The sequence below is a fragment of the Nocardioides sp. genome (assembly GCA_037045645.1).
GTDB lineage: Bacteria > Actinomycetota > Actinomycetes > Propionibacteriales > Nocardioidaceae > Nocardioides.
Genome location: JBAOIH010000001.1, coordinates 45,722 through 70,528, shown reverse-complemented (window position 1 = coordinate 70,528; position 24,807 = coordinate 45,722). Strand labels below are relative to the sequence as shown.

24 protein-coding genes, 2 tRNA genes, 1 other RNA gene and 1 pseudogene are annotated in these 24,807 nt (G+C 67.9%); 8 read left to right on the top strand and 20 right to left on the bottom strand.

The window, feature by feature from the left end; genetic code table 11:
- Nucleotides 1-18: 18 nt before the first annotated feature.
- From V9G04_00370 to V9G04_00345, 6 genes are read right to left on the bottom strand one after another with little or no spacing between them, the layout of a single operon-like run.
- On the bottom strand, nt 19-1,944 hold the full coding sequence (locus V9G04_00370) for a PKD domain-containing protein (protein ID MEI2711774.1): 1,926 nt from the start codon (nt 1,942-1,944) through the stop codon (nt 19-21).
- Between the two features lie 52 nt (nt 1,945-1,996).
- Complete coding sequence (locus V9G04_00365) at nt 1,997-2,803, bottom strand: MBL fold metallo-hydrolase (protein MEI2711773.1); 807 nt, start codon at nt 2,801-2,803, stop codon at nt 1,997-1,999.
- On the bottom strand, nt 2,800-3,672 hold the full coding sequence (locus tag V9G04_00360) for an NUDIX hydrolase (GenBank protein ID MEI2711772.1): 873 nt from the start codon (nt 3,670-3,672) through the stop codon (nt 2,800-2,802). Before V9G04_00360 ends, V9G04_00365 begins: the two co-directional genes overlap by 4 nt.
- 8 nt (nt 3,673-3,680) lie before the next feature.
- Entirely contained in the window at nt 3,681-4,136 is a 456-nt protein-coding gene (locus tag V9G04_00355; GenBank protein MEI2711771.1) for a RidA family protein, read from the bottom strand.
- 3 nt (nt 4,137-4,139) lie between these two features.
- Nucleotides 4,140-4,295 carry a hypothetical protein gene (locus V9G04_00350; protein ID MEI2711770.1) on the bottom strand — a complete coding sequence of 52 codons (156 nt, stop codon included), beginning with the start codon at nt 4,293-4,295 and terminating at the stop codon, nt 4,140-4,142.
- Nucleotides 4,296-4,305: 10 nt separating this feature from the next.
- Nucleotides 4,306-5,346 (bottom strand): LLM class flavin-dependent oxidoreductase, encoded by a 1,041-nt coding sequence (locus tag V9G04_00345; protein MEI2711769.1) that lies wholly within the window; start codon nt 5,344-5,346, stop codon nt 4,306-4,308.
- Between the two features lie 151 nt (nt 5,347-5,497).
- Here V9G04_00345 and V9G04_00340 point away from each other — a divergent pair, with 151 nt between their 5' ends.
- Nucleotides 5,498-6,865 (top strand): MFS transporter, encoded by a 1,368-nt coding sequence (locus tag V9G04_00340; GenBank protein MEI2711768.1) that lies wholly within the window; start codon nt 5,498-5,500, stop codon nt 6,863-6,865.
- Between the two features lie 225 nt (nt 6,866-7,090).
- On the opposite strand, the gene V9G04_00335 is transcribed toward V9G04_00340, so the two are convergent.
- A complete protein-coding gene (locus V9G04_00335) occupies nt 7,091-7,720 on the bottom strand; it encodes a CoA transferase subunit B (GenBank protein ID MEI2711767.1) in 630 nt (209 codons plus the stop codon).
- A gap of 1 nt (nt 7,721) precedes the next feature.
- On the bottom strand, nt 7,722-8,525 hold the full coding sequence (locus V9G04_00330; protein MEI2711766.1) for a CoA transferase subunit A: 804 nt from the start codon (nt 8,523-8,525) through the stop codon (nt 7,722-7,724).
- 43 nt (nt 8,526-8,568) lie between these two features.
- Between V9G04_00330 and V9G04_00325 the strand changes: the two genes are divergently transcribed.
- Both V9G04_00325 and V9G04_00320 read left to right on the top strand, forming a co-directional pair.
- Entirely contained in the window at nt 8,569-9,570 is a 1,002-nt protein-coding gene (locus V9G04_00325) for an ArsA-related P-loop ATPase (GenBank protein MEI2711765.1), read from the top strand.
- Nucleotides 9,571-9,611: 41 nt separating this feature from the next.
- Nucleotides 9,612-10,763, top strand: coding sequence for an ArsA-related P-loop ATPase (locus tag V9G04_00320; GenBank protein ID MEI2711764.1), 1,152 nt, complete (start codon nt 9,612-9,614; stop codon nt 10,761-10,763).
- Nucleotide 10,764: 1 nt separating this feature from the next.
- Here the strand turns inward: V9G04_00320 and V9G04_00315 are convergent, their stop codons facing one another.
- On the bottom strand, nt 10,765-11,043 hold the full coding sequence (locus tag V9G04_00315; GenBank protein MEI2711763.1) for a WhiB family transcriptional regulator: 279 nt from the start codon (nt 11,041-11,043) through the stop codon (nt 10,765-10,767).
- A 277-nt stretch (nt 11,044-11,320) separates the two neighbouring features.
- Here V9G04_00315 and V9G04_00310 point away from each other — a divergent pair.
- Nucleotides 11,321-12,049 (top strand): annotated as a pseudogene (locus V9G04_00310) (biosynthetic peptidoglycan transglycosylase).
- A gap of 391 nt (nt 12,050-12,440) precedes the next feature.
- Nucleotides 12,441-13,697 (top strand): penicillin-binding transpeptidase domain-containing protein, encoded by a 1,257-nt coding sequence (locus V9G04_00305; GenBank protein ID MEI2711762.1) that lies wholly within the window; start codon nt 12,441-12,443, stop codon nt 13,695-13,697.
- 148 nt (nt 13,698-13,845) lie between these two features.
- Here the strand turns inward: V9G04_00305 and V9G04_00300 are convergent, their stop codons facing one another.
- Complete coding sequence (locus V9G04_00300; protein MEI2711761.1) at nt 13,846-14,307, bottom strand: GatB/YqeY domain-containing protein; 462 nt, start codon at nt 14,305-14,307, stop codon at nt 13,846-13,848.
- A 37-nt stretch (nt 14,308-14,344) separates the two neighbouring features.
- Between V9G04_00300 and V9G04_00295 the strand changes: the two genes are divergently transcribed.
- Both V9G04_00295 and V9G04_00290 read left to right on the top strand, forming a co-directional pair.
- Nucleotides 14,345-15,298 carry a metallophosphoesterase gene (locus V9G04_00295; GenBank protein MEI2711760.1) on the top strand — a complete coding sequence of 318 codons (954 nt, stop codon included), beginning with the start codon at nt 14,345-14,347 and terminating at the stop codon, nt 15,296-15,298.
- A gap of 76 nt (nt 15,299-15,374) precedes the next feature.
- Nucleotides 15,375-15,448, top strand: a tRNA-Pro gene (locus V9G04_00290).
- A 70-nt stretch (nt 15,449-15,518) separates the two neighbouring features.
- Here the strand turns inward: V9G04_00290 and V9G04_00285 are convergent.
- From V9G04_00285 to ffs, 7 genes are all read right to left on the bottom strand, one after another.
- Nucleotides 15,519-16,565, bottom strand: coding sequence for an aspartate-semialdehyde dehydrogenase (locus tag V9G04_00285; protein MEI2711759.1), 1,047 nt, complete (start codon nt 16,563-16,565; stop codon nt 15,519-15,521).
- Nucleotides 16,562-17,830 (bottom strand): aspartate kinase, encoded by a 1,269-nt coding sequence (locus V9G04_00280; GenBank protein ID MEI2711758.1) that lies wholly within the window; start codon nt 17,828-17,830, stop codon nt 16,562-16,564. Before V9G04_00280 ends, V9G04_00285 begins: the two co-directional genes overlap by 4 nt.
- A gap of 124 nt (nt 17,831-17,954) precedes the next feature.
- Nucleotides 17,955-18,548, bottom strand: a complete 594-nt coding sequence (locus V9G04_00275) for a DUF5063 domain-containing protein (GenBank protein ID MEI2711757.1) — start codon at nt 18,546-18,548, stop codon at nt 17,955-17,957.
- Between the two features lie 13 nt (nt 18,549-18,561).
- On the bottom strand, nt 18,562-19,158 hold the full coding sequence (gene recR / locus V9G04_00270; GenBank protein ID MEI2711756.1) for a recombination mediator RecR: 597 nt from the start codon (nt 19,156-19,158) through the stop codon (nt 18,562-18,564).
- 11 nt (nt 19,159-19,169) lie between these two features.
- Nucleotides 19,170-19,568, bottom strand: a complete 399-nt coding sequence (locus tag V9G04_00265) for a YbaB/EbfC family nucleoid-associated protein (protein MEI2711755.1) — start codon at nt 19,566-19,568, stop codon at nt 19,170-19,172.
- Between the two features lie 47 nt (nt 19,569-19,615).
- Nucleotides 19,616-21,685, bottom strand: a complete 2,070-nt coding sequence (locus tag V9G04_00260) for a DNA polymerase III subunit gamma and tau (protein MEI2711754.1) — start codon at nt 21,683-21,685, stop codon at nt 19,616-19,618.
- 79 nt (nt 21,686-21,764) lie between these two features.
- Nucleotides 21,765-21,855, bottom strand: an RNA gene (gene ffs / locus V9G04_00255) — signal recognition particle sRNA small type.
- 93 nt (nt 21,856-21,948) lie between these two features.
- On the opposite strand from ffs, the gene V9G04_00250 reads away from it, so the two are divergent.
- Nucleotides 21,949-22,034: transfer RNA gene (locus V9G04_00250), tRNA-Ser, on the top strand.
- Nucleotides 22,035-22,074: 40 nt separating this feature from the next.
- Here the strand turns inward: V9G04_00250 and V9G04_00245 are convergent.
- Genes V9G04_00245 through V9G04_00235 form a run of 3 tightly spaced genes read right to left on the bottom strand, consistent with a single transcriptional unit; the run spans nt 22,075 to nt 24,804 of the window.
- A complete protein-coding gene (locus tag V9G04_00245; protein MEI2711753.1) occupies nt 22,075-23,391 on the bottom strand; it encodes a S8 family serine peptidase in 1,317 nt (438 codons plus the stop codon).
- Nucleotides 23,382-24,098, bottom strand: coding sequence for a type VII secretion protein EccB (locus tag V9G04_00240; GenBank protein MEI2711752.1), 717 nt, complete (start codon nt 24,096-24,098; stop codon nt 23,382-23,384). Before V9G04_00240 ends, V9G04_00245 begins: the two co-directional genes overlap by 10 nt.
- On the bottom strand, nt 24,004-24,804 hold the full coding sequence (locus tag V9G04_00235) for a type VII secretion protein EccB (protein ID MEI2711751.1): 801 nt from the start codon (nt 24,802-24,804) through the stop codon (nt 24,004-24,006). The genes V9G04_00240 and V9G04_00235 overlap by 95 nt, the downstream gene beginning before the upstream one ends.
- Nucleotides 24,805-24,807 lie beyond the last annotated feature (3 nt).

The window sequence follows — 24,807 nt, the reverse complement described above, 5'->3', positions numbered from 1 at the left end:
ATCCTCCGAGTCCGGGCGCTAACGCACCACGATCAACTTCTGCCGCTTCGCCGCGCTGCGACCATTCCCATTCTTCGCCCGCGCTACCACGACGTACCGACCGGGTTTCAACACCCGCTTGCCAGCTTTCGCCTTTAGCCAGAACCGCGACTTGCCACGATCGAGCCGCTTCGTGAAAGCCCCGACCTTGCGCGCCTTGCCCGACTTGCGCACCCGCTTCACCACGAAGCGGACCTCGGCCTTCTGCGAGAGCTTCACGATCACCCGCGTACGTTTCGCCCGAGCCGACTTCGAACCCACCCGCGCGATCTTGTGCCGCTTGACCTTGAACTTGCGCAACTGAGGAGCAACCACCGCGACCTTGGTCACGGTGACCGTACGCGTGGCCGACACCGTTCCGCCTGCACCGTCAGAGCCGGTGATCGTGACCGTGTAGGTCCCAGGGGAGGCGTACGCATGCGAGACCGCGGCACCGGACGCCTTGGCGCCGTCCCCGAAGTCCCACGTGACCGACGGCGACAGCCAGGTGGACACGACGGCAGAGAAGGTCCCCTGGGACCCGGCCGAAAGGGACGCGGGCACCTCGACGTTGCCGAATGCCGGCGCGCCGGCGCTGAAACTGGTGACGACTAACTCGCGCTGCTCATCAGGAAGAGATCTATCGGCAGTCAGCACTGCACGATCTGCCGCAATCAGACCACCGGTGAACCAACCCAGGTCCTTCAGCGGGAGTGGCTGAGCCTGACCCCAGGTGCCGTCCGCGGCTTGGAAGGCGGCGACGTTCTGTTGTGCGTACGCGCCCGTGCCCTCCCAGATGCCCAGCATCGAGCCGTCTTCGCCGGCCGCCAGGAACGAGGCGCCATTCTGCGACGGCAGGTGGAGTTGCGTCACCCACTCGCCGGTGCCACGCGGACGGCTCGCGCCCTTGACGACGTTGGTGCCGCCCACTGGCCACTCACTCCACAGGATGGTCGAACGACCGTTGGCCGACAACGCGACGTACGGGGAGTTCGGCACCGGCCCGCTTGAGAGGAGGCGGGCTCCGGCCCACGACCCGGCGCCCGGGTTGCGGAACCGGGCATAGAGCGCCCGCGGCGCTGTGCTCGACGTCTGCACCGTGTAGGCGAAGACCATGTCACCGGCGCCGCTGTGGACAAACTCGGCGTGGCCCACGTTCTGGCTCGTGGGGGTGAGTGCGGAGCGCGGCCAGTTCGTCGCCGAGGCACGCATCGAGTTGAACCACTGGCACACATCACCGCTGTTGCAGCCCTCGCCGGACCACACCGCGGTCACGACGCCGGTGTCGCTCAGACCGATCTCGACGCGGTCGCCACCCATCGCGCTTTGGTATGACGTTTGATAGACCGTCTCGATCGCACCCCAGCTGCCGCCAACGGGCGCAAAGCGCGCGCGCACCCCGCCCGGCTCGCGCCAAGCCACGACGACATCTCCGCGCGCATTGAGCGCCATCGATTCAGACGTCGTGTCGACAGGTGCGTTCGTCACGGACGACTTCGACCAACTGCCGTCGGCCGCGCGTCGTAGGACCAGGAGCGCATTCTCTGCGACGCGCGGCTTCGACTCGCGGAGCAACATCACGACATCGCCATTGCCGCGGGCCTGCACGTCGATCACGCTGACGTACGTCCCGGTCGTGGTGAGGGCGGCAACTGGCTCCGACCAGGCACCGCCGGGCGTACGCATGCGTTGCCAGACGGTGATCGCGTCGGTCGCAGGGTTCCTGGTCTCCCAGACGACGTACGAGTTCTCCGCATCATCGAGCGCGACCATCGCTCCACCCACCGTCTCCCGGTGGCCGGAGGCCAGCACTGTGACGGGGTTCGTCCACCCGGCCTGGGCGACCGTGGGCAGGAAGGCCAGCAATCCCAGGACGGCGACCACGGCGACGCGGCGGATCAGACGAGGAGTACGTGACGAACCCATGCCCACTTCCTACCCTGTCCGGACGCTGCGGAACCCGGCGGGACCGGCAGTTTCAGCGAGATTGCAGGTAGGCGAGTTGCGCGCGTACGGACAACTCGGCCGCGCCCCACAGCACCGGGTCGACGTCGGCATAGACGATCTCGACGATGCGGCGCGGCACCTCCTCGGTCGCGATGCCCTCGGGATGTTCGGCGGCCACCAGAGTCGCGTGCGCCGATTCGACCTGTGCGAGACGCTCTCGGCGATGCGCGATGTAGAAGTCCAAGGCGCCAAGAGCGTCCTCGATGACCGGGCCGTGCCCGGGCCAGATCGAGAGCACCGACCGCTCCACGGCCAACTGGTGCAATCGATCCAGGGAGTCGAGGTACGCCCCGAGTTCACCGTCAGGATGCGCCACGACGGTCGTACCCCGTCCCAGCACCGTGTCGCCGGTAAGCACCGCCCGCTCCGACGGGATCAGGAAGCACAACGAGTCGGCCGTGTGCCCAGGAGTGGCGACGACGTGCACCTCCAGGTCACCCACCACGACGACGTCGCCGCCCCCGAGCCCTTCGGAGCCCAGGCGCAGAGCGGGGTCGAGAGCGCGTACGCCACACCCCATCCGCTCGGCGAACTCACGCGCCGCCTCGGAGTGATCGAGGTGGTGATGGGTGAGGAGTACGGCCGCCACGTCACCCGCCGCTGACGCGACCGCGTCGAGGTGCGCAGCGTCAGGCGGGCCGGGGTCGATCACGATCGACCGATCGGAGTCCGGCGCACGCAAGACCCAGGTGTTGGTGCCGTCGAGCGTCATGAAGTTGGCGTTGGGAGCCAGTACGCACTCCCCCACCTCGCCGAACGAGCCTCCGGTCCAACTCACCAGCCCTCCTCCTCGACGACACGCGCGGCCAACTCCACCAGTTGCTCAGGGACCTCCAGATAGCCCACCTCGCCGTCGAAGCGAGCCGCAGGCATCACGAGTTCGACCTCGCGCCGACGGCCCAGCGCCATGGCGTCGGTCGGAGACGGGGCGGCCAGCAGTTCCAGCAGCGTGTAGTACTGCGGCGGCAGCATCACGAACTCGTCGCGGTGCGCGCGCGCCAGCGCCTCTCGTACGTCAAGCCACATCACCTCGGACGCCTCTGTCGACACGTCCCGCGTGACCTGCCCCTCGGGCAACACGGCCAGGAAGAACCAGGCGCGGAAACGACGCGGCTCGAAGATCGGGGTGAGCCAACATGCCCACGGCACCAGGAGATCCGTACGCGCCACCAACTCACGTCGCTGCAAGAACTCACTGAGCGACTGCTCGCGATCGATCAGCGCCTGCCGGTCGGCCTCCCAATCGTCGCCGGTGGTGTCTGCGACCACGCTGTCGGCGGTCTCGCCGGCGAGCAGGACGCCCGACTCCTCGAAGGTCTCGCGGATCGCGGCCAGCACCAGCGAGTGCGCGAGCTCGGGCTCCACCCCCAAACGACTCGCCCACTCCGCGGGCGTCGGACCCGCCCAGTGCGCGGCGTCCTCGGCATCACGCGGATCGACACCACCACCGGGGAAGGCAACCATCCCGCCCGCGAACGCCATGCCGAGGTGGCGCACCAGCAGATAGACCTCCAGGTCTGCCGAGCCACGCATCAAGATCACCGACGCCGCGTTGCGCGGCTCGGCGGGTTTGTTCGCGGCGTCCTCGAAACGGCGCGCCTGCTCGATCAGTTGCGGCGGCAGCGCGCGGGTCGGGTCGACCCTCATCGCACGCCTCAGACTTCGACGAGCAGTTCGACCTCGACCGGCACACCCAGCGGCAACGCGGCAACGCCGACTGCCGAACGTGCGTGTACGCCGGCCTCGCCGAAGACCTCACCCAGAAACTCCGACGCGCCGTTGGCGACCTTGGGCTGGCCGACGAAGTCGGGGGCGGAGGCGACGAAGACGACGACCTTGACCACGCGCTTGACGTCGTCGAGCGAGCCGAGTTCGGCCTTGATCGCGGCGAGCGCGTTGAGCGCGCACTGCTTCGCGCACTCGTACGCGGTGTCCTCGTCGACCTCGGCGCCCACCTTGCCGACCGCGATCATCTCGCCCTTGCGGGCGGGCAGCTGGCCGGACGTGAAGATGTGGTGGCCGGACCGTACGGCTGGCGTGTAGGCCGCGACGGGCGGCACGACCTCGGGGACCTCGATCCCCATCTCGGCAAGCTTGGCTTCGGCTCCCATCTGTCAGCCCTCCTGAGGACGCTTGAGGAACGCGACCAGGCCACCCTGTGCGTTCTGGTGGATCGCGACCAACTCCCAGCCGTCCTGGCCGAAGTTGTTGAGCATCAGCGCCTCGTTGTGCAACGGGATCGGCGCGACCTGGTACTCCCATTTCGTCATGATCGGCACCTTACTCACCCGCGAGCAGACGCAGGGTGCGCTCCCTCTCCGGGTTGGCATCGGCCGGCGTGCCGCGCAACGTGCCGGGCACCGGGTGGATCATCACCTCGTCTACGCCGAACTGCTGTGCCAAAGCGGCGATCCGGTCGCGTGCTGCCGACGGCGCGTCGACCACCCACCGTCGCAGCATCGCCTCGGCAAGTCCCTGGTGCTCGGGCGCTACCCCGATCTCCTCGGCCTCCTCGACCAGCCGTTGCGGCCCGAGCGGCGCGCCCGTACGCAGGGCGATCATCGCCTGCACCTGCGGCAGCGCCAGCCGACGCGCCTCGTCGAGAGTGTCGGCGACAGCCGCATTGACGGTGAGGAACGTACGCGGCTCCGGGTGTTCTGCACTGGGCCGGTAGTTCTCGCGATAGAGCGCCAGCGCCTCGGCCGTACCGTCGCCGGTGAAGTGGTGCGCAAAGACGTACGGCAGCCCACGTTCGGCCGCGAGCCGAGCCGAATAGTCCGACGAGCCGAGCAGCCAGACTGTCGGGATGCCCGTGGCCTGCGGGGTCGCGCGCAGCGGCTGGCGCCGATGTCCGTACGCCACCTCGACCCCGTCGGGCGACATCAGGGTGCGGATGTCGTCGACATAGTCGGGGAACTTCGCCACCGCGTTGTCGGCCGCGTCGCCGGACCCGCCGCGCAGGATGTAGCGGGTCAACGGGTCGGTGCCGGGCGCGCGGCCGATGCCCAGGTCGATGCGACCGGGGTACGCCGCCTCCAGCAGCGCGAACTGCTCGGCAATCACCAGCGGCTCGTGGTTGGGCAGCATCACGCCACCGGAGCCCACGCGGATCCGCGACGTCGCGGCAGCGAGCATTGCGATCAGCACCGGCGGGTTGGTCGCCGCGACGGCCGGCATGTTGTGGTGCTCGGCGACCCAATAGCGCCTGTAGCCGAGGTGGTCCGCGACCCGCGCGAGTGAGCGCGAAGCGGACACTGCGTCAGCGGTCGTCTGGTCGGTGCGGACGGGGACGAGATCGAGGACGGACAGCGCGGGAGTCACCTTGGGACAAGGCCGGCGGGTCCCGCGACATTCCCAAGACCTGCAAGAACTGCGGCCACGACAGGAGTCGCCGCGCCTCCGGTCACCCCCGCGGCCGCAGTTCTTCGTGCGGGGGTGGGGGCCTCCGCCCGCATACCCGTACGGTCCTCGCATGACCGCACGCACCGCCCGCCAGCGCGGCGGTGTCGTCGGACCGGAGTACGTCGCCACCACGATCGGCACCTGCGCGATGATCATGTTCGTCGCGTTCGAGGCGATGGCGGTCGCCACGGTGATGCCGACCGTCGCGCGAGACCTTGGCGGACTGGACTTGTTCGCACTGGCCTTCGCCGCACCCCTGGCGAGCGGGGTCGTCGGGATGGTTGCGGCCGGGATGTGGAGCGATCACTCCGGCCCGGCCGTGCCGTTGCTGGCGTCCTTGGCGACCTTCTCCCTGGGTCTGCTCGTGTGTGGCTTCGCTCCCTCGATGGAGGTGCTGCTGCTCGGTCGGGTGCTCCAAGGCCTCGGCGGTGGCGCGTTGACCGTCGGGTTGTACGTCGTGGTCGGGCTGGTCTATCCGGCGCCCCTGCAACCTTCGATCTTCGCGGCGTTCGCCGCCGCCTGGGTGCTGCCCGCCTTGTTCGGCCCCGGCCTCGCGGCCTTCGTGGAACACACCCTGGGGTGGCGTTGGGTCTTCCTCGGCGTGGTCTTCCTCGTCGTCGGCGCACTCGCGCTGCTGCTGCCGGCGTTGCGCAGCCTGCGACCGAGCGAGTCGTCCACGCGTACGCCGGGCGTACGTCTGTGGTGGGCCGCGGTGGGTGCCATCACGGTGCTGGTCTTGGAGTTGCTCGGGTCCGCCACCGGCATCACGGCCTTGGGCGCGATCGTCGCCTTCGCGCTGGTGGTGTTGTCACTGCGACGCCTGTTGCCCGCCGGCTCACTGCTGCTGCGGCGCGGCCTGCCCGCTGTGATGGCCACACGCGGTCTGCTCAGCGGCGTCTTCTTCTGCGCCGAGGCCTACATCGTCTATGTCCTCGAAGACCACTGGAGCCTGACGCCGGGCCGCGCAGGGATCGCGTTGACCTGTGTCGGCCTGATCTGGGCCACTGCGAGCTCGATCCAGTCCCGCCTCGGCGAACGCGTCTCCAACACCCGCGCGATGGTCGTCGGCACCTCGCTCGTGCTCACCGGCATCGGCCTGCTGGCGGTGTGCGTGCTAGTCCACGCGTCCGGAGGCGCCGTACACCCGGTGCTGCCCGCAGCGTCGTACGTCCTGGCCGGGGCCGGGATGGGCTTCGCCTACCCGCGTACGAGTGTCGCGATGCTGGCCGTGTCCACCGACAAGGACCGCGGCTTCAACTCCTCGGCGCTGACCATCGCCGACTCGCTGGGGGCCGCGCTCGCGCTGTCGCTGGCCGGGGTGGCGTTCAGCGTTGCGGGGCGTGCTGGGCTCGACCCGTTCTTGGTGGTGTTCCTGCTTGCCACGCTCGGCGGCGTGCTCGGCGTGGCGGCCGCGAACCGCACGCTGGCCGGTGGTTGAGCGGACTCTGGTCCGCTCAACCCCTGACGAGCCGGGTGCTGAGCGGACAATTCGGGTGTCTAGTTCCCCCGCGAGGAGCTCGGCAGCCGCTTCGCCCCGGCACGCCCCGGATGCACGGGGCTGCTCGTACGCCTGACAAAGAAGTGGCCCAATCGCCTTAGGCAGGCTCGGACGTGGTCGTTGCCGCAACCCGGCGCACGAGAATGGCTGGCTCTGAGCGCACCCTCAGTTGAGCAACTCCGGCTCTGTCTTCTCCCGCACCTCATCCACGGTCACGCCCGGCGCGCACTCCACCAAGCGCAGTCCCTGCGAGGTCACGTCGATGACCGCGAGGTCGGTAATGATGCGTTCGACCACGGCCTTGCCGGTGAACGGCAACGAGCACTCATGCACGATCTTGAACGAACCGTCCTTCGCGACGTGCTCCATCAACACGATCACCCGTTTGGCACCATGGACGAGGTCCATCGCGCCCCCCATCCCCTTGACCATCTTGCCGGGGATCATCCAGTTGGCGATGTCGCCTTTGGCCGACACCTGCATCGCCCCCAGGATCGCCGCGTCGATCTTGCCGCCGCGGATCATCCCGAACGAGGTCGCGGAGTCGAAGAAGGACGCCCCCTTGCGCAAGGTGACCGTCTCCTTGCCGGCATTGATCAGGTCGGGGTCCTCGTCGCCTTCATAGGGATAGGCACCGACGCCGAGGATGCCGTTCTCGCTTTGCAGCACGAGTTCCACATCGTCGGCGACATAATTCGGCACCAGCGTGGGCAGCCCGATGCCGAGGTTCACGTACGACCCGTCGGTCAGCTCCGATGCGGCGCGCGCCGCCATCTCTTCACGTGTCCATGCCATGTCAGCCTCCCAGTCCGTGAGTCGCCGAATCCGAAGCGGCGCCCTCAGGACGCGGTCGGGTCGTACGTTTCTCGATCCGTTTGTCCGCCGCCTGCTCCGGGCTCAGCGCGACGACGCGTTGGACGAAGACACCTGGTGTGTGCACGTGGTTGGGGTCGATCTCGCCCGGCTCGACGAGTTCCTCGACCTCCGCGATGGTCACTCGTCCGCACATCGCGGCCAAAGGATTGAAGTTGCGCGCCGAATCCCGGTAGACGAGGTTGCCGTGCCGGTCACCCTTCCACGCTCGCACCAGCCCGAAGTCGGCCACGATCGCGTTCTCCAGGACGTACTCCCGCCCGTCGAAGTCGCGGGTCTCCTTGGGTGGTGACGACACGATCACGTTGCCCTCGGTGTCGTAGCGCCACGGCAGTCCACCCTCGGCGACCTGAGTGCCTCCCCCCGTGGCGGTGAAGAAGGCCGGTATGCCCGACCCGCCCGCGCGCATCCGTTCGGCCAACGTTCCCTGCGGGGTGAGCTCGACCTCCAACTCACCGGAGAGGTACTGCCGCGCGAACTCCTTGTTCTCCCCCACGTACGACGAGATCATCCGGCGCAGCCGCCGCGCCATCAGCAGCCGGCCCAGCCCCCACTCGTCGACGCCGCAGTTGTTGGACACGGCTTCCAGCTCATCCACGCCCGCGTCGAGCAGTGCCTCGATCAGCACCGACGGCACGCCGCAGAGCCCGAAACCCCCCACCGAAAGGGTGGAGCCGGACGAGATGTCCGCCACAGCCTGAGCAGGAGATGCCACCACTTTGTCCATGCTCGGCACCCTAGCCCTACGGGTCCCGCCTAGTCTCTGAGCCGTGAATCCCTCAGACTCGGACTGGCCGCGCGTGCAGTTGCATGTCGTCACCGGCAAGGGCGGCACCGGCAAATCCACCGTCGCCGCAGCCCTCGCGCTCGCGCTCGCAGCGAAGGGCCAGAACGTCCTGCTCTGCGAGGTCGAGGGACGCCAGGGCATCGCCCGGATGTTCGACGTCGACCCGCTGCCGTACGCCGAACGCCGGATCGCGTCGGGGCTCGGCCCCGGCGGCGGCAACGTCTATGCGCTACACATCGATGCAGAGTCGGCGCTGCTGGAATACCTGGCGATGTATTACAAGCTCGGTCGCGCCGGCAAGGCTCTGGACCGCTTCGGCGTCATCGAGTTCGCCACCACGATCGCACCGGGCGTACGCGACGTGCTGCTGACCGGCAAGGTCTATGAGGCCGCCCAGCGCAACAAGCGCAACCGCGATGCCATCCACTACGACGCGATCGTCCTCGACGCTCCCCCGACCGGGCGGATCGCGCAGTTCCTCAACGTCAACGGCGAACTCGCCGGCCTGGCCAAGATGGGTCCGATCAAAAGCCAGGCCGACACGGTGATGACGCTGTTCCGCTCGCCGCGCACGGCCGTCCACCTCGTTACGGTGCTCGAGGAGATGCCGGTGCAGGAGACCGCGGACGGGATCGCCGAGTTGCGCAAACACGACCTCCCGGTCGGCGGCGTGGTGGTCAATCTCGTACGCCCGCAGGACCTCGGCGAGGCGGACCTGGCCGCACTGCGCGACGGCAGCCTCGACGTGGGGCAGATCAGTCGTGCCCTCGAAGGCGTCGGACTCGATGCCGAGCCCGAACTCGTGGAGGGTCTCCTCGCGGAGGGGCTCGACCACGCCGAGCGCCGGGCCCTGGAGGACGAGCAACGCGCGCTGGTCCACGACCTGGGCGTGCCGGTCTACGAACTCCCCCGCCTCGCGGGCGGGATCGACCTCGGCGGGCTCTACGAACTCGCCGCCGCACTCGACGAGCAAGGAATGGCGTGATGGCTCGCAGACGTACGAAGACCCGCACCCGGGTCGGTCCCATGACGGTCGCGTCGGCCGCGGGGGAACTCGATATCGATGCACTGATCGACGACCCTTCCACTGGCATCATCGTGTGCTGCGGCTCCGGCGGCGTGGGCAAGACGACCACCTCGGCTGCCCTCGCTCTGCGTGCGGCCGAGCGTGGTCGCCGCGTCGTGGTGCTCACGATCGACCCGGCCAAACGGCTCGCGCAGTCGATGGGGATCGCGGCCCTGGACAACACCCCGCGCCCCGTCCCCCTCGCCCCCGTTGAGGGGAGCCGAAACCACGGCTCCCTCGACGCCATGATGCTCGACATGAAGCGCACCTTCGACGAGGTGGTCGAGTCTCAGGCCACCCCCGAGAAGGCCCAGCAGATCCTCAACAATCCCTTCTACATCGCCTTGTCCAGCTCCTTCGCCGGCACCCAGGAATACATGGCGATGGAAAAGCTCGGCCAGATCCACAAGCAGGCGGCCAAGGACAAGACGTACGACCTGATCGTGGTCGACACCCCACCCTCCCGCTCGGCACTGGACTTCCTCGATGCCCCCGAGCGGTTGTCGAGTTTTCTCGACGGCAAGTTCATCCGGTTGTTGCTGGCGCCCGCGCGCGGTCCGGCCAAGCTGATGACCGCCGGGTTGAGCATCGTCACCAACGCGTTGACCAAGATCCTGGGGGCGCAGGTGCTGCGCGACATGCAGACGTTCGTGTCGGCCTTCGACACCCTCTTCGGGGGATTTCGTCAGCGCGCCCAGAAGACGTTCGAACTTCTCCAAGCCGACGGCACGAAGTTCCTGGTGATCGCCGCTCCGGAACCCGACGCGTTGCGCGAGGCCGAATACTTCGTTGATCGTCTCCGCGAGGACCAGATGCCCCTGGCGGGTCTCGTGGTGAACCGCGCCAGCGCACGGCCGCAGAGCGACCTGTCGGCTGACGAGGCGTACGCCGCCGCGGAGCGATTGCGCAGTCAGGACGCGGATTCGGCGTCCGCGGGTCTGTTACGGCTGCATGCCGACCGCGTACGACTCGGGGAGCGCGAGGTGCTGTTGCGCGAACGGTTCGCGGCGGCACATCCCGACGTCGCGACGATCGTCGTACCCGCCCTCGCCACGGACGTACACGACCTCGACGGGCTGCGTCTGGTCGGCGACCTGCTTGCGGCGCCCTGACTCAGACAGGCAGCGGTGAGCCGTCGCGGGCGGTCTCAAGGACCAGGCGCCACGACGCATCGGGGTGCCGACGCAGCAGCGCTCGACGCTCCCGCTCGGTCATGCCTCCCCACACGCCCCACTCGATCTGGTTGTCCAGTGCCTCGGCAAGGCATTCGGTACGCACCACGCAGGAGGCGCACAACTGCTTCGCCTTGTTCTGCTCGGCACCTCGTACGAAGAGCTCGTCCGGCGATAACGACCGGCACGCGGCGTTGATAGCCCAATCATTTGCCCACATGTGCGCAACCCAAGTTTCATCTCGGTCGGCGAAAGTCCCCATGACGTCCGCTCGAGACCGGCGGCTCGTCACCCACAACTCACCACCTGGACAGAACGTTAAAGGTTCATTCATCCGGTCGCCAGAGTCGTAATTGACTAGTTCCACATAGCCCGACCGGACTAGACGCCTCACCTCAGCGTGGGTACTAAAGTAGTGGGCACGCCCTCGCGATACCGGTCCAGGAGCCGCGTGCGGGAGTTAGGCCCGACTTCGGCTCTCCCGTACTCTGACAAGCATGTCTGCACCTGATTCTCGACCCCTTTCCGCGGGACGGATCCTGTCGCACCTGGGCGTCATGGTGCTGGTCGCCGCGGTGATGGGCGTGGTCACCGCGGGCCTGGCTTTGCCGTTCGTGGGCGCGCTGGGGGCAGGCGCCAAGGACGTTGCGAAGTCGATGGAGAAGTTGCCGGCGTCGCTGAAGACCCGCGACCTGGCGCAGCGTACGCAGATCCTGGACGCCAAGGGTGGGCTGATCGCCACCCTTTATGACGAGAACCGCATTACCGTCCCGCTGTCGCAGATCTCGCGGGTGATGGTGAAGTCGATCGTCGCGATCGAGGACTACCGCTTCTACCAACACGGCGCGCTCGACCTTAAGGGCACCCTGCGGGCGTTGGTTACCAACCAGGCCAACTCCGGAGCGGTTGTGCAGGGTGGCTCCTCGATCACCCAGCAGATGGTCAAGCTGACCTTGATCGATCAGGCGCAGACCAAGAAGGAACGGCAGGCGGCGACCGACGACACGTACGCCCGCAAGATCCGCGAGCTTCGCTATGCCATCGCGTTCGAGGAGAACTACTCCAAGGACTGGATCCTGGAGCGCTACCTCAACATCGCCTACTTCGGCGATGGTGCGTACGGCGTGCAGTCCGCAGCCAAGCACTACTTCTCCAAGGACGCCGCCGACCTGACGCTGCCCGAGGCCGCGATGCTCGCGGGCCTGGTGAAGAACCCCACCGGCTACGACCCGACCAACGCTCCCGACCGGGCGCTGACGCGACGCAACGTGGTGCTGGAGCGGATGGCCCAACTCAATGTGATCAAGGACAAGAAGGCCGAGCGGATCAAGGACCAGCCGCTCAACCTCAGGCCGCAGGAGACCCGCAACGGCTGTGTGTTCAGCGCCGCGCCCTTCTTCTGCGACTACGTCGTGCGCTACCTGATGCAGGACGAGTCGCTGGGCGCCACCCCGAAGGAGCGCCGGGAGTTGCTCTACTCGGGTGGTCTGACGATCCGCACGACGATCGACATGGACATGCAGCGCGCGGCTGAGGCGTCCGTACGCAATCACGTCTATCCGACCGACCAGGCGATCGGCGCACTCGCCATGCGTCGAACCTCGCACCGGCAACGTGATGGCGCTGGCCCAGTCACGTCCGATGGGTCGGCTGAAGAAGAAGGGCGAGACCTACCTCAACTACATCGTGCCGGAGAAGTACGGCGACGCGAAGGGCTTCCAGGCCGGCTCCACGTTCAAGGCGTTCGTCCTCGCCGCCGCCATCAATCAGAGCATTCCGTTGACCTGGTCGGTCAATTCGCCCGAGAAGATGGTGCTGCGCAAGGAGGACTTCCTCGACTGTCAGGACAAGCCGTACGACTATGGCGAGTGGCCGGTCGGCAACTCCACGTCGTCGGGCGTGATGAACATGTACACCGGCACCCGGCTGTCGGTAAACACCTTCTATGCCCAACTCGAGAAGAAGACCGGCCTGTGCGAGCCGTTCAAGCTCGCCAAGGAGATGGGCATCCAACTCGACCACCCCAACGGTGACAAGAAGCTCGGCATCCCACCCGAGCGGGTCGCCTCATTCGTGCTCGGCGTTGCCAACGTGAGCCCGCTGGAGATGGCCGAGGCGTACGCCACCTTCGCCGGTCGCGGCTTCCACTGCGACTCCCGGCCGGTGACCTCGATCGAGAACTCCAAGAGCAAGACCATCCGAGAGTACGAGGAGGCCTGCCGCCAGGTGATCCCGTCGCCTGTCGCCGATGCCGTCAACGACGTGCTGCGCGGCCTCCAGGAGCCCGGCGGCTTCGGCTACAGCCAGGGTCTGGGCCTGCCGATGGATTCGGCCGCGAAGACCGGCACGATCAACTCCAACATGGCGGTGTGGTACGTCGGCTACACGCCCAAACTGGCCACGGCCTCGATGATCGCCGGCGCCAACGAGTCGGGCAGTTGGGTCACGCTCAACGGCCAGAGCGTCGGCGGCCGTTATGTCGGCGAGGCGTTCGGTTCCACCCTGGCCGGCCCGATGTGGGGCGACATGATGGACGTAGCCGCGACCAAACTGCCCTCGGTGGACTTCGTCCAGCCGTCCGGCACCGATGTAGCCGGCTACTTGACTGGTGTTCCCGACGTCACCGGCATGTCACTCTCGGCCGCCAAGGCCGCGCTCGAGGACGCCGGCTTCGAAACTTCCATCGGCGGCTACCGCGACTCCTCGCAGGACAAGGACACCGTCGCGTACACCTACCCCAAAGCCGGTGCGGACGCCGCCTCCGGTGACACGGTGGTGATCTACCCCTCCGACGGCACGCCGCAGGTCAAGCCCAAGAAGAACAAGAACAAGGGCAAGGGCGGGAAGAACAACGGCAACGGCAACCGCAACTAACCGCCCCCGCTGGTTGAGGAGCCGACGTAGTCGGCGTCTCGAAACCACCGCCCCCGCTGGTTGAGGAGCCGACGTAGTCGGCGTCTCGAAACCACCGCCCCCGCTGGTTGAGGAGCCGACGTAGTCGGCGTCTCGAAACCACGCGCCGTCAGGCGCCCAACTGCCTGCGTACCTCCGCAGCAACCGCACCACCGTCGGCGCGACCCTTGACCTTGGGCGCAAGCGCGCCCATCACCTTGCCCATGGCACCCATCCCCTCACCGGCGGCCCCGGTCGCGGCGACAGTCTCGGCCACCAGCGCCGCGATCTCGTCGGCGCTCAACTGTTCGGGCAGGTAGTCCGCGATCACCGCAGCCTCGGCCTCTTCCTTGGCCGCCATCTCGGCGCGCCCGCCGTCGGCAAACGCGGTCGCCGCCTCGCGGCGCTTCTTGCCCTCGCTGGTGAGCACGGTCAAGACGTCCTCGTCGGTGAGTTCGCGAGCCTCCTTGCCCGCGACCTCGGCGTTGGTGATCGCCGTCAGCACCATCCGCAGCGTGGAGGAACGCACCTCGTCGCGCGCCTTGATGGCAGCAGTGAGGTCAGCGCGAAGACGGTCCTTGAGAGCACTCATGGGAGCCATTGTGCCTGGATATGAAACCCTGACTCACATGGGTTTCTCCCCGGACGTGCACCGTGTCGCCGCTGGGCTGGCGAAGGTCGTCGGCGCGGGCGCGCTCGCTGGCGCGTCCTTGACGGCGTACGCCATGTGGGAGACGCGGCAGTTCGTCCTGCGCGAGGTGACGATCCCACTCCTGCCTGCCGGACACGAGCCACTGCGGGCACTGCATCTAAGCGATATCCACCTGACGCCCAGCCAGGGCGCCAAGCGCGAGTGGCTGGCTTCGCTGGCCGACCTCAAGCCCGATCTGGTGATCAATACCGGCGACAACCTGTCCCACCGAGATTCCGTGCCAGTGGTCCTCGACTGCCTCGGCTCACTCCTGGACAGGCCTGGGGTGTTCGTCTTCGGCTCCAACGACTACTTCGTGCCCACGATGCGCAACCCGATCCGCTATCTGCTTCCCGACGACGGCCGCCGGGCCACTCGGTCACCGCATCTGCCCTGGCCTGACCTGCTGCGCGGCTTTGTGGAGGCGGGCTGGCGCGACCTGACCAACCGCCTCGACACGCTCAGCGTCGGGGACACCACGTTCGCCTTGGCTGGGGTGGACGACCCGCACCTGGGCTACGACGACCTTGCCGCCGTAGCCGGGCCTGCCGACGCGAGGGCAGACGTACGCCTGGCGGTCGCCCACGCGCCGTACCTTCGCGTCCTCGACCAGTTCGCGCGCGACGGCTACGACGCGATCATCGCCGGGCATACCCATGGCGGTCAGGTGTGCCTGCCTACCCTCGATGGGCGCGGTCGAGCGCTGACCACCAACTGCGACCTGGAGCCGGCGCGGGCGAAGGGGCTGCACCGGCACCCGGCCGACTCCACACCTGGGGATCCTGACTCGTCGTGGCTGCACGTGTCGGCTGGGATGGGCACCTCTCCGTACGCCCGGATCCGGGTGGCCTGTCGTCCCGAGGCGACTCTGCTGCACCTCGTCTCGCGATAGCCGAACCGATTGGGGGCCAAGGCGGACCCTCGGGTAAGGTTTCCCGCGTTGCTCTCCCGCCCCGTCGAGGGAGCATCGGGCTGTGGCGCAGTTTGGTAGCGCGCTTCGTTCGGGACGAAGAGGCCGCAGGTTCAAATCCTGTCAGCCCGACAAAAATTCTTCTCAGAAGACACCGAAACCCGAGTCCGACAGGGACTCGGGTTTCGAAGTTCTCAGGGTCTCAGCGGCTGGCCGCGATGATCTCCGCGATCTGCACGGTGTTGAGAGCCGCGCCCTTGCGCAGGTTGTCGCCGCTGACGAACATCGCCAGTCCGCGGTTGTCCGGCACCCCTTCGTCTTGGCGCAGGCGACCGACGTACGACGGGTCGGCGCCCGCCGCGCGTAGCGGAGTGGGCACCTCCTCCAACGACACACCCGGCGCAGAGGTGAGAATCTCGCGCGCCTGCCCCGGCGTCAGCGCCCGCTCGAACTCGGCGTTGATCGCCAGGGAGTGCCCGGTGAAGACCGGTACGCGTACGCACAGCCCCGAGACCAACAACTCGGGGATACCGAGGATCTTGCGCGACTCGTGGCGCAGTTTCTGCTCCTCGTCAGTCTCGTTGAGACCGTCCTCGACGATCGCGCCCGCCATCGGCAGCACGTTGAAGGCGATCGGGGCGACGTACTTCACCGGGTCGGGGAAGGTGACGGCCGAGCCGTCGTACGCCAACTCGCGGGCCTTCTCGCCTGCGGCGGCAACGCCATTCGCGAGCTCGTCGACACCAGCGATACCCGATCCCGACACTGCCTGATAGGTCGAGACGATCAGCCGTTTGAGACCGGCGGCCTCGTGCAGCGGCTTGAGCACCGGCATCGCGGCCATGGTGGTGCAGTTGGGGTTGGCGATGATGCCGCGACCAGCAGACATCACCTCGGCCATGGCGTCGGGGTTGACCTCGGACACCACGAGCGGGATCGCGGGGTCCTTGCGGAAGGCCGACGAGTTGTCGACCACGATCACGCCAGCCTCGGCGAACTTGGGCGCCAGCGCCCGCGACGTGGTGGCGCCCGCGCTGAAGAGCGCCACATCGAGACCGGACGGATCCGCGGTCTCCGCATCCTCGACCACGATCTCGCGATCCCCGAAGGGCAGCGTCTTGCCGGCCGAACGGGCAGAGGCGAAGAAGCGCACGTCTCCGACCGGGAACCCGCGCTCCAGCAGGATCTGGCGCATGGCGACGCCGACCTGACCGGTCGCGCCGACGACGCCGATGTTGAGCTTGCTCATCGCCCGGTGCCTCCATACACGACGGCCTCGACCTCGTCGGAGTCGAGATCGAATGCGGTGTGGGTGGCGCGTACGGCCGCGTCCACGTCCGCTTCGTCCACGATCACCGAGATCCTGATCTCCGAGGTCGAGATCATCTCGATGTTGACGCCCGAGGCGGCGAGGGTGGAGAAGAACTTCGCGGTGATGCCCGGGTGCGAACGCATGCCCGCGCCGATCAGGGACACCTTGCCGACCCGGTCGTCATAGAGCAGCTTCTCGTAGCCGACCTCACCCTGGAGCTTGGCCAAGGCGCCCATGGCGGTCTGCCCGTCCGTACGCGGCAGCGTGAAGGAGATGTCGGTGAGAGCGGTGGCCGACGCCGACACGTTCTGCACGACCATGTCGATATTGATCTCCGCATCGGCGAGCGCCTGGAAGATCCGGGCCGCTTCGCCCACCTTGTCGGGCACCCCGACGACGGTGATCTTGGCTTCGCTGCGGTCGTGGGCCACGCCCGCGATGATGGCTTGTTCCATCTCATCTACCTCACTGTCAGGAACGATCCAGGTGCCCTCTTGGGTCGAGAACGACGAGCGCACGTGGAGTGGGACGTTGTAGCGCCGGGCGTACTCGACGCTGCGCAGGTGCAGCACCTTGGAGCCGGCCGCCGCGAGTTCGAGCATCTCCTCGTGGGAGACGTGGGCAAGTTTTCGAGCCAGGGGTACGACGCGCGGGTCGGCGCTGAAGACTCCGTCGACGTCGGTGTAGATCTCGCACACGTCGGCACCCACGGCAGCAGCGAGCGCGACCGCGGTCGTGTCGGTGCCACCACGACCCAACGTGGTGATCTCCTTGGTCTGTCGGCTCACGCCCTGGAAACCGGCGACGATCACGATGTGGCCCTCACCGATGGCCTCGGTGATCCGGCCGGGCGTGACGTCGATGATCTTGGCCTTGCCGTGCGACGCGTCGGTGATCACACCTGCCTGGGAGCCGGTGAACGAACGTGCGCTGTAGCCCAGGTCGGAGATCGCCATCGCTACCAGCGCCATCGAGATCCGCTCGCCCGCGGTCATCAACATGTCGAGTTCGCGCGGCGGCGGCAGCGGGCTGACCGAGTTGGCCAGATCCAGCAACTCGTCGGTCGTATCCCCCATCGCGGAGACGGCGACGATCACGTCGTTGCCCGCCCGCTTGGCGTCGGTGATGCGGCGCGCGACCCGCCTGATGCTCTCAGCGTCGGCTAGGGACGAGCCGCCGTACTTCTGCACGACAATGCCCACTGCTTGGACCTCACAACCGGTTCGACTTTCATAAGCTGCGCGACGCTGCGCAGCGGACCGGAGCGAGTCTACCGACGTAGGCTCGTGACTCCCGCTTCCATCTCAGCGGCCACGCGAACGCGACTCAGGGTCGAGCGGGTTCGGACTCCAAGATCTCCTCGGCGACCGCAACTTGATCGGCGTCGAGGTCGAGGTCCACATCGAGGCGGTCATGCGAGACCACGCTGAGCAGCGCGTTCAAGGCGGCACCTGCAAGGTTCCCCCAGTTGCTGACGTACGAGAACTGCCACCACCACAAGGCCTCGTTGACATCGCCGCGTCGGTAGTGCCGCAGACCGTTCTCGATGTCTGCCGCGATCGAGGTGAGGTCGTCGGAGAGTTGGCTCTCCACCATCTCGGGCTCATAGGGGTCGAAGACGAACCCGTACGTGTCCACCGACCCCAGCAGTTCGGCCAACCGCAGCCGCAACTCGTCGAGGTCGGCGTCCGGGCCGACGTCTGGCTGGTATTCGGTCTGCGGTTGGAAGTCTTGTACGGCTCCCAGGCGCGCCCCTGCCAGCAGCACCTGGCTGATCTCAAGAAGCAGCAGGGACACGGCGCTGCCACCGTCTGCCTCGGCCGCGATCGCACGCAACGAGAGCAGGAAACTCTCCATCTGATCGGCGATCTGTGCGCCGAACTCGTCGAACTCCGGATCCAGCGTCATCTTCGGGCTCATCCTCGACTCCCCATCAGGACACACTCCTACGTCCGGCGAACGCGCGCCCGAGGGTGACCTCGTCGGCGTACTCCAGGTCGCCTCCGACCGGGAGGCCGCTGGCGAGCCGAGTGACCCGGATCTCCAGCGCCTTGAGCATACGGCTGAGATAAGTAGCCGTGGCTTCACCCTCAAGGTTGGGATCAGTAGCCAAGATGACCTCGGTGACCTGCCCATCGCCGAGGCGCTGGAGAAGTTCCTTGATGTGCAGTTGGTCCGGGCCGATGCCTTCCAGCGGACTGATCGCCCCACCGAGCACGTGATAGCGCCCCTTGAACTCACGAGTCTTCTCGATCGCGACGACGTCCTTGTATTCCTCCACCACACACAGCACGGTCGGATCGCGGCGCGGGTCTCGGCAGATCCGGCACTGCTCGTCCTCGGAGACGTTGAAGCAGGTGACGCAGAACCGTACGCGTTCCTTGACCTGCACCAGCACCTCGGCGAGGCGGCGTACGTCCATAGGGTCGGCCTGCAGCAGGTGGAACGCGATGCGTTGCGCGCCCTTGGGCCCGACGCCCGGCAAGTGACCGAGCTCGTCGATCAGGTCTTGGACGATGCCTTCGTACATCGTGGAACTGCTCAGCCCTGGCCAGGCAGACCAAAGCCGAGCGGACCACCGGAATCTCCGCCGCCGCCCAACGCTTCACCGAAGCCGCCCATGGCGCCTTGGGCCAACTCGTCGGCACGGGCTTTCGCGTCCCTGAAAGCAGCCACAATCAGGTCTCCGAGGTCGGAGAGTGACTCTGAGTCGTCTCCGTCGACGGTGCCCGGCTGGATGGACACCGCCCGAAGCTCTCCGATGCCAGACAACGTGACGGTCACGGCGCCACCAGCAACGCTGCCCTCGACAGTGGCTTGGGCCAACTGGTCCTGAGCGCTGGCGAGCTGCTCCTGGAGTTGTTGGGCCTGCTGGAGCAGGGCGTTCATGTCGAAGCCGCCGCCACCCAGGGCGTCGAACGGGTTCTGGCTGTCAGTCATGGTGGGTCCTTCTCACGGTGGATAGCCCCAGTCTGCCGGGGCGATGGTCAGGAGTTGGGGATCTCGTCGATCACTTCTGCCCCGAGTTCGCGCTTGAGCAACTCGGTGGTGTCGAGGCCGTCGGTGTCGACGTCAGGATCGTCGTCATCGCCGATCTCTTCGACCTCGACCGGTTCGCCGGCGCCAGGAGTGCGGGTCTGTTGGATCGCGTCGCGAGCGGCGGCCTTGACCTCGTTGGTCGGCTTCGCCTCCTCGGCAGGCGGACCGGCCGCCCACGCAGGAGGCGCTTCGACCTCTTCGCGAGGCGGAGGGGCGTCCGCTGTCGGCGCAGCCGCGATCCGCTCCCGCGGCGAGTCCGACTGCCCGACCGGCGCCGGCGCCGGTCCGTCGCCGGGTCGGGCGCCCGGGTCGACGATCGCTTCGATCTTCCAGTCGACGCCGACCACATCGATGGCTGCCTGGCGCAGGATCTCGTCGCAGCGATTGTTGGCGAACGATTCGCGCGCGCCGGGGTTGGTGAAGCCGACAGTCAAGACGTTGCCGGACAGGCCCACGACCTGGGCGTTGTCGCGCGTGACCATCCAGGCCACCCGTCGCATGCCTTTCATGCGCTCGACGATGTCGGGCCAGACCCGACGGACCTCGACCAGGCTCAGCCCCGACCCCTGCTTTGACTCGCTGGTCATCTGGGGGGCGGGTGTTTCGCGCGAAGGCTTGGCAGTCGCAGGCGCAGCCGCTGCGGCGGACGCAGCGCGCGGGGGCTCGGTGCTCGCAGGGGCACTCGGAGGGGCCGGGGCGGGCGCTGCGGACGGACGCGCCTGTTCCTCGACCGGAGGGGCCGCCTCGGGCGCTGCCGGCGGACGCGCCGGTTCCTCGACCGGAGAAACCGGCTGCGCGGGTCGCGCCATCGCCTCCCGCGCAGCGGCCACGCCACCCGGCACACCACCCGTGATCTCGGCGCGGCGCTCCAGGCGATCAAGCCGCGCCGCCGTACCCGCCTCTTCATCGCCGGCGCCGGGGAGCAACACCCGAGCACAGATCAGTTCGAGCAGGAGCCGCGGTGCGGTGGCGCCACGCATGTCGGTCAGTCCGGCCGCGACCAGGTCCGCGGCTCGGCTCAGTTCGCCACGACCGAACCTGGCCGCCTGGGCGGTCAGGCGCTCGCCTTGGTCCTGGGCCACGTCGATCAGTCCGGTGGCCGGGGCGTCCGGCACGGCGGCGACGATGACGAGGTCACGCAACCGACGCAGGAGGTCTTCGGCGAAGCGGTGTGGGTTCTGGCCCGTCTCGATCACCTTGTCGACGACGCCGAAGACCGCTGCGCCGTCGCGTGCCGCAAAGGCGTCGATCACCTCGTCGAGCAACGTGTCGGGGGTGAAGCCGAGCAGTCCGGTGGCCAAGGCCAAGGTGACGCCCTCGGCTCCTGCCCCGCCCATCAACTGGTCGAGCACGGAGAGAGTGTCCCGCGCCGACCCGGCGCCGGCGCGTACGACCAACGGCAGCGCGGCCGGCTCGATCGGCACCTGCTCCTTCTCGCACAGCTCGGCCAGGTAGCCCGAGAGCAGCCGCGGCGGGATCAACCGGAACGGGTAGTGGTGCGTGCGCGAGCGGATGGTGGGGATCACCTTTTCCGGCTCCGTGGTGGCGAAGATGAAGCGCAGGTGCGGGGGTGGCTCCTCGACCAGTTTCAGCAAGGCGTTGAAGCCTTTCGTGGTCACCATGTGGGCCTCGTCGATGATGTAGACCTTGTAGCGGTCGCGCACGGGCGCGAAGAACGCCTTCTCCCGCAGGTCACGCGCGTCGTCGACACCGCCATGGGACGCGGCATCGATCTCGATCACGTCGATGGACCCCGGGCCCCCGCGGCCGAGGTCGCGGCACGAGTCGCATTCGCCGCACGGATCCGCGATCGGTGCCCGCTCACAGTTGAGTGCCCGCGCCAGGATGCGCGCCGAGGTCGTCTTGCCGCAGCCTCGCGGGCCAGAGAAGAGGTACGCGTGGTTGACGCGGTTGTTGGCCAGTGCCGCCCGCAGCGGCTCGGTCACGTGCTCCTGCCCGATGACCTCGGCGAAGGTCTCGGGGCGGTAGCGGCGATAGAGCGCCAAGGGTGATTCCACACAGGAACCCTAACCACGGCCACCGACATCGCGCACCAGCCCGTCGCGGCCACCACGAGCGACCCATGCCTGGACACGCAAAGGCCCCCCGTGCACCCGATAGAGCCCACCTGCCCTTGCTGCCTTCCGGCCCTGGGGGAGTTCAGTGAGGTACCGCCGCACGGGGGGTTGGGATGAGTCTAGGCGAGCCCGTACGCCCGACCCAAAGCGTCGGGGACCCGGGCGATTTCTGCGCTGCCCGACGGGCCGGTAATCTCCTCCGCGGAGGTATCGCCTAGTGGCCTATGGCGCTCGCTTGGAAAGCGGGTTGGGTTAATAGCCCTCGGGGGTTCGAATCCCCCTACCTCCGCCGTGTGTCGGCCCCGACCCTGGTCGGGGCCGACGACATTTCAGGCCCGGCGCCGCCGCAGCCGCTCCACGAGCGGTCGCAACAGCGCAGCCACCACCACGGCGGCCCCACCCAGCAGCCCGACCCAGATCACCTGGTCACGCGTGGGCGCGAGGACGTCGGGGCGTACGGGCGGAGCCTTGGCTCGTGAGTCTCCCCCGGTGCCGCTCGAGAGTTCGCTGGTGAGCCCGTCGCGGCCTGGACGCAGACCGCGCTCAAGCGCCGCTACGGGCTGGATCACGCCGGCGCCGGTCAACGGGTCGGCGGTCCGCGCGTCGATCGCGGGCACGCCACTCGCGGACCGTCGCACGCGCGCCATGATCTGGCGGGCGTTGTCACGTGGATAGCGCTGCCGCATCAGGGCCACCAGGCCGGTGACTTCCGCTGCGGCCCACTCGCTGGACACCTCGGGCAGGATGCAGGTTCCGCCCGTCACCGAGGCCGATACCGCCCCCGCGGTGGGCGCGGCCACATCGGTCGCAGAGTTGAAAAGGACCGACGCCGACGCGTCCGCGCTGCCGGAGCCCTCGGGGGTGGCGTTGACGACGAGGACGTCCGGGTCGGCAGCTGCCGGGAAGACCAGGCTGGCCGCGTCCTCCCCTGGCTTGGGTTCGGCAGAAAAGCGGGTCGAGAAAGGCGCACCCTCCTCCTGTGGCCGGTTGCCCGAGGCGGCGACGAGCACGACATCGGCCGCGAGCACGCGCTTGACCGCACGGGTGATCTGACCGTCTGATTCCGCAACTGCCACAGACACGTTGGCGACCCGAATATTGCGCTGGCGCGCGTTGTCCGCGACCCAGTTGAGCGCACGGGCCAGGCGTTCGGCCCCCGGACCCACTTGACTGTCGTCGGGCGCGGGCGAGTCATAGAACCTGACATCGAGAAGTCGCGCACCCGGGGCGAACCCCACCGGCATCGGTTCCGCGCCATCGATGCTGCGGCGGACCCTGCCCGCGATCAGGCCCGCCACCGACGTGCCGTGGGGGTCCGCGATCTCGGTCCCCGCGAACGTCACGGCAGGCACGGCCCGCAGGGATGCGGACGTACGGATCCCATTGTCGATCACCGCTACCCCGATATCTGCCCCGGGGATCGTCATTCCCTCTCGGGCCAGCGACTCCCACGCGTCTGCCATGCGTAGCAACCCGAAGGGTTGGCTGGGCGACTCCGCGGTGGCCACCTCTGGACTGTCGGGACGGATCGAGGCGCAGTCATAGTCGGCTACCTCTTCGGCGGCCGACGCCGACGTCCCGCCCCAGAGCGCGGACCCGGCGCCGAGGACCAGCGCCACCAGAGTGCGCGCGAAAGTCACTCGCACGTCTCGTCCTTGGAGACCACCGGCGGGCACAACGCGGCTGACTGCGACAGGCTTACACCGCGCTCGAAGAGTTCGAGCCAACTGTCCGGGACCACCGGCGCGTCGTACGAGCCGTAGCCCAACTGCGTCTTGGCGCTGCCGCCGACCAGCGGGTACGTCCGCCCGGTCGCGTCGATGAGGTAGGGCGAACCCCGGTCACTGTCGGCCCAGTCGCCGCCCAGCACCATCGCGCCCCGCCCGGGCTGGACAAGCACGGACTTGGCCTGCGCAGGCACCTCAGTCGCGCTGGCCAAGGCTCCCGGCGCTTGGACCAGGTCGACGCGAGGTCGGCTGCCAGCCGCCGGATTCAGTTGCGCGCACACCTCACCGAGAACGGGCCGCAACATCGACGCGGGCCAGTGGGCGCCCAGATAAGGGGCGGGAACGGTCGCTTGCCCCAGGTCGCCACGCATTTGCGTGACCTGCGCCCGTCCCTGCATCACGGGGTAGACCGCCGCGGCAAACTCGTCGAGATCGGCGGGCCCTTCCTTGGTCAAGATCAGCGACTGACCACCAGGTAGCCGCAGCATGTCTCCGACCCGGGCACCGGACGGGATGCCTGACTCAGGTCGGCTATAGGTGACCGGCTCCCCCATGCCGCTGATCCCCATGCTCTTCATCTCCAGCGACCCGCCCGTTGGGAAGAGCGTCAGGAAACTCTCGGGCACTTCGGTTGCCGTCGCCGTGGGGAAGCTGCAAGTTGCGCAGCATGTTGTCGCGCGCCGAACCGTTCTCGGGAAGTTTGTAGGAGTAGACGCTCGGGATGTCGCTGCTCGTCGCCGCAGACTGGGCCAGCAGGTAGTACCCGGCAGTCTTGCCCTGGCCGACGCGGACCACCGTGGCCCCGCCCGTGGGTGTCGCGGTCACGTCCGGCTTCTCGTGCACGAGCACTCGTACGCCCGACGCATTGGTCGTGCAGGCGGTCCAGCCCGCCGGGATCAATTGTTCGATGCTCGGCGGGGTCTCGGGGGCACCGAGGATCCCGATCTCCTCACCCGGCGTCTCCTTGTCGATGGCCTCCTCCGAGACCACCGTGGCCTTCGCGTCGGCCCCGAGGATCAGCTTGGCCGAGGTGATGTTGGCGATGGGGCGTACGACGGCCGGGTCGGAGTCCTCGGTGATGATGTAGCGCCCACCCTCCTTGGAGACATAGAGCCCGACCTTGGCCCAGTCGTCCGGGGTCTTCTTGGTGAAGACGCCCGCCACCGCGGCACCTGCGATCAGCAGCACCGTCAGTGCGAGTCCGCCAATGATGATTCGCCCAGGACGCGCGGGTTCGACCTCACGACCGCCCGGCGCCCCGGACACGAAGGCGGTGACCAGCCGCCGGCGGCTGAACGCGTGGGCCTCGACGAGGTCCTTCTTGCTCGCCACGCC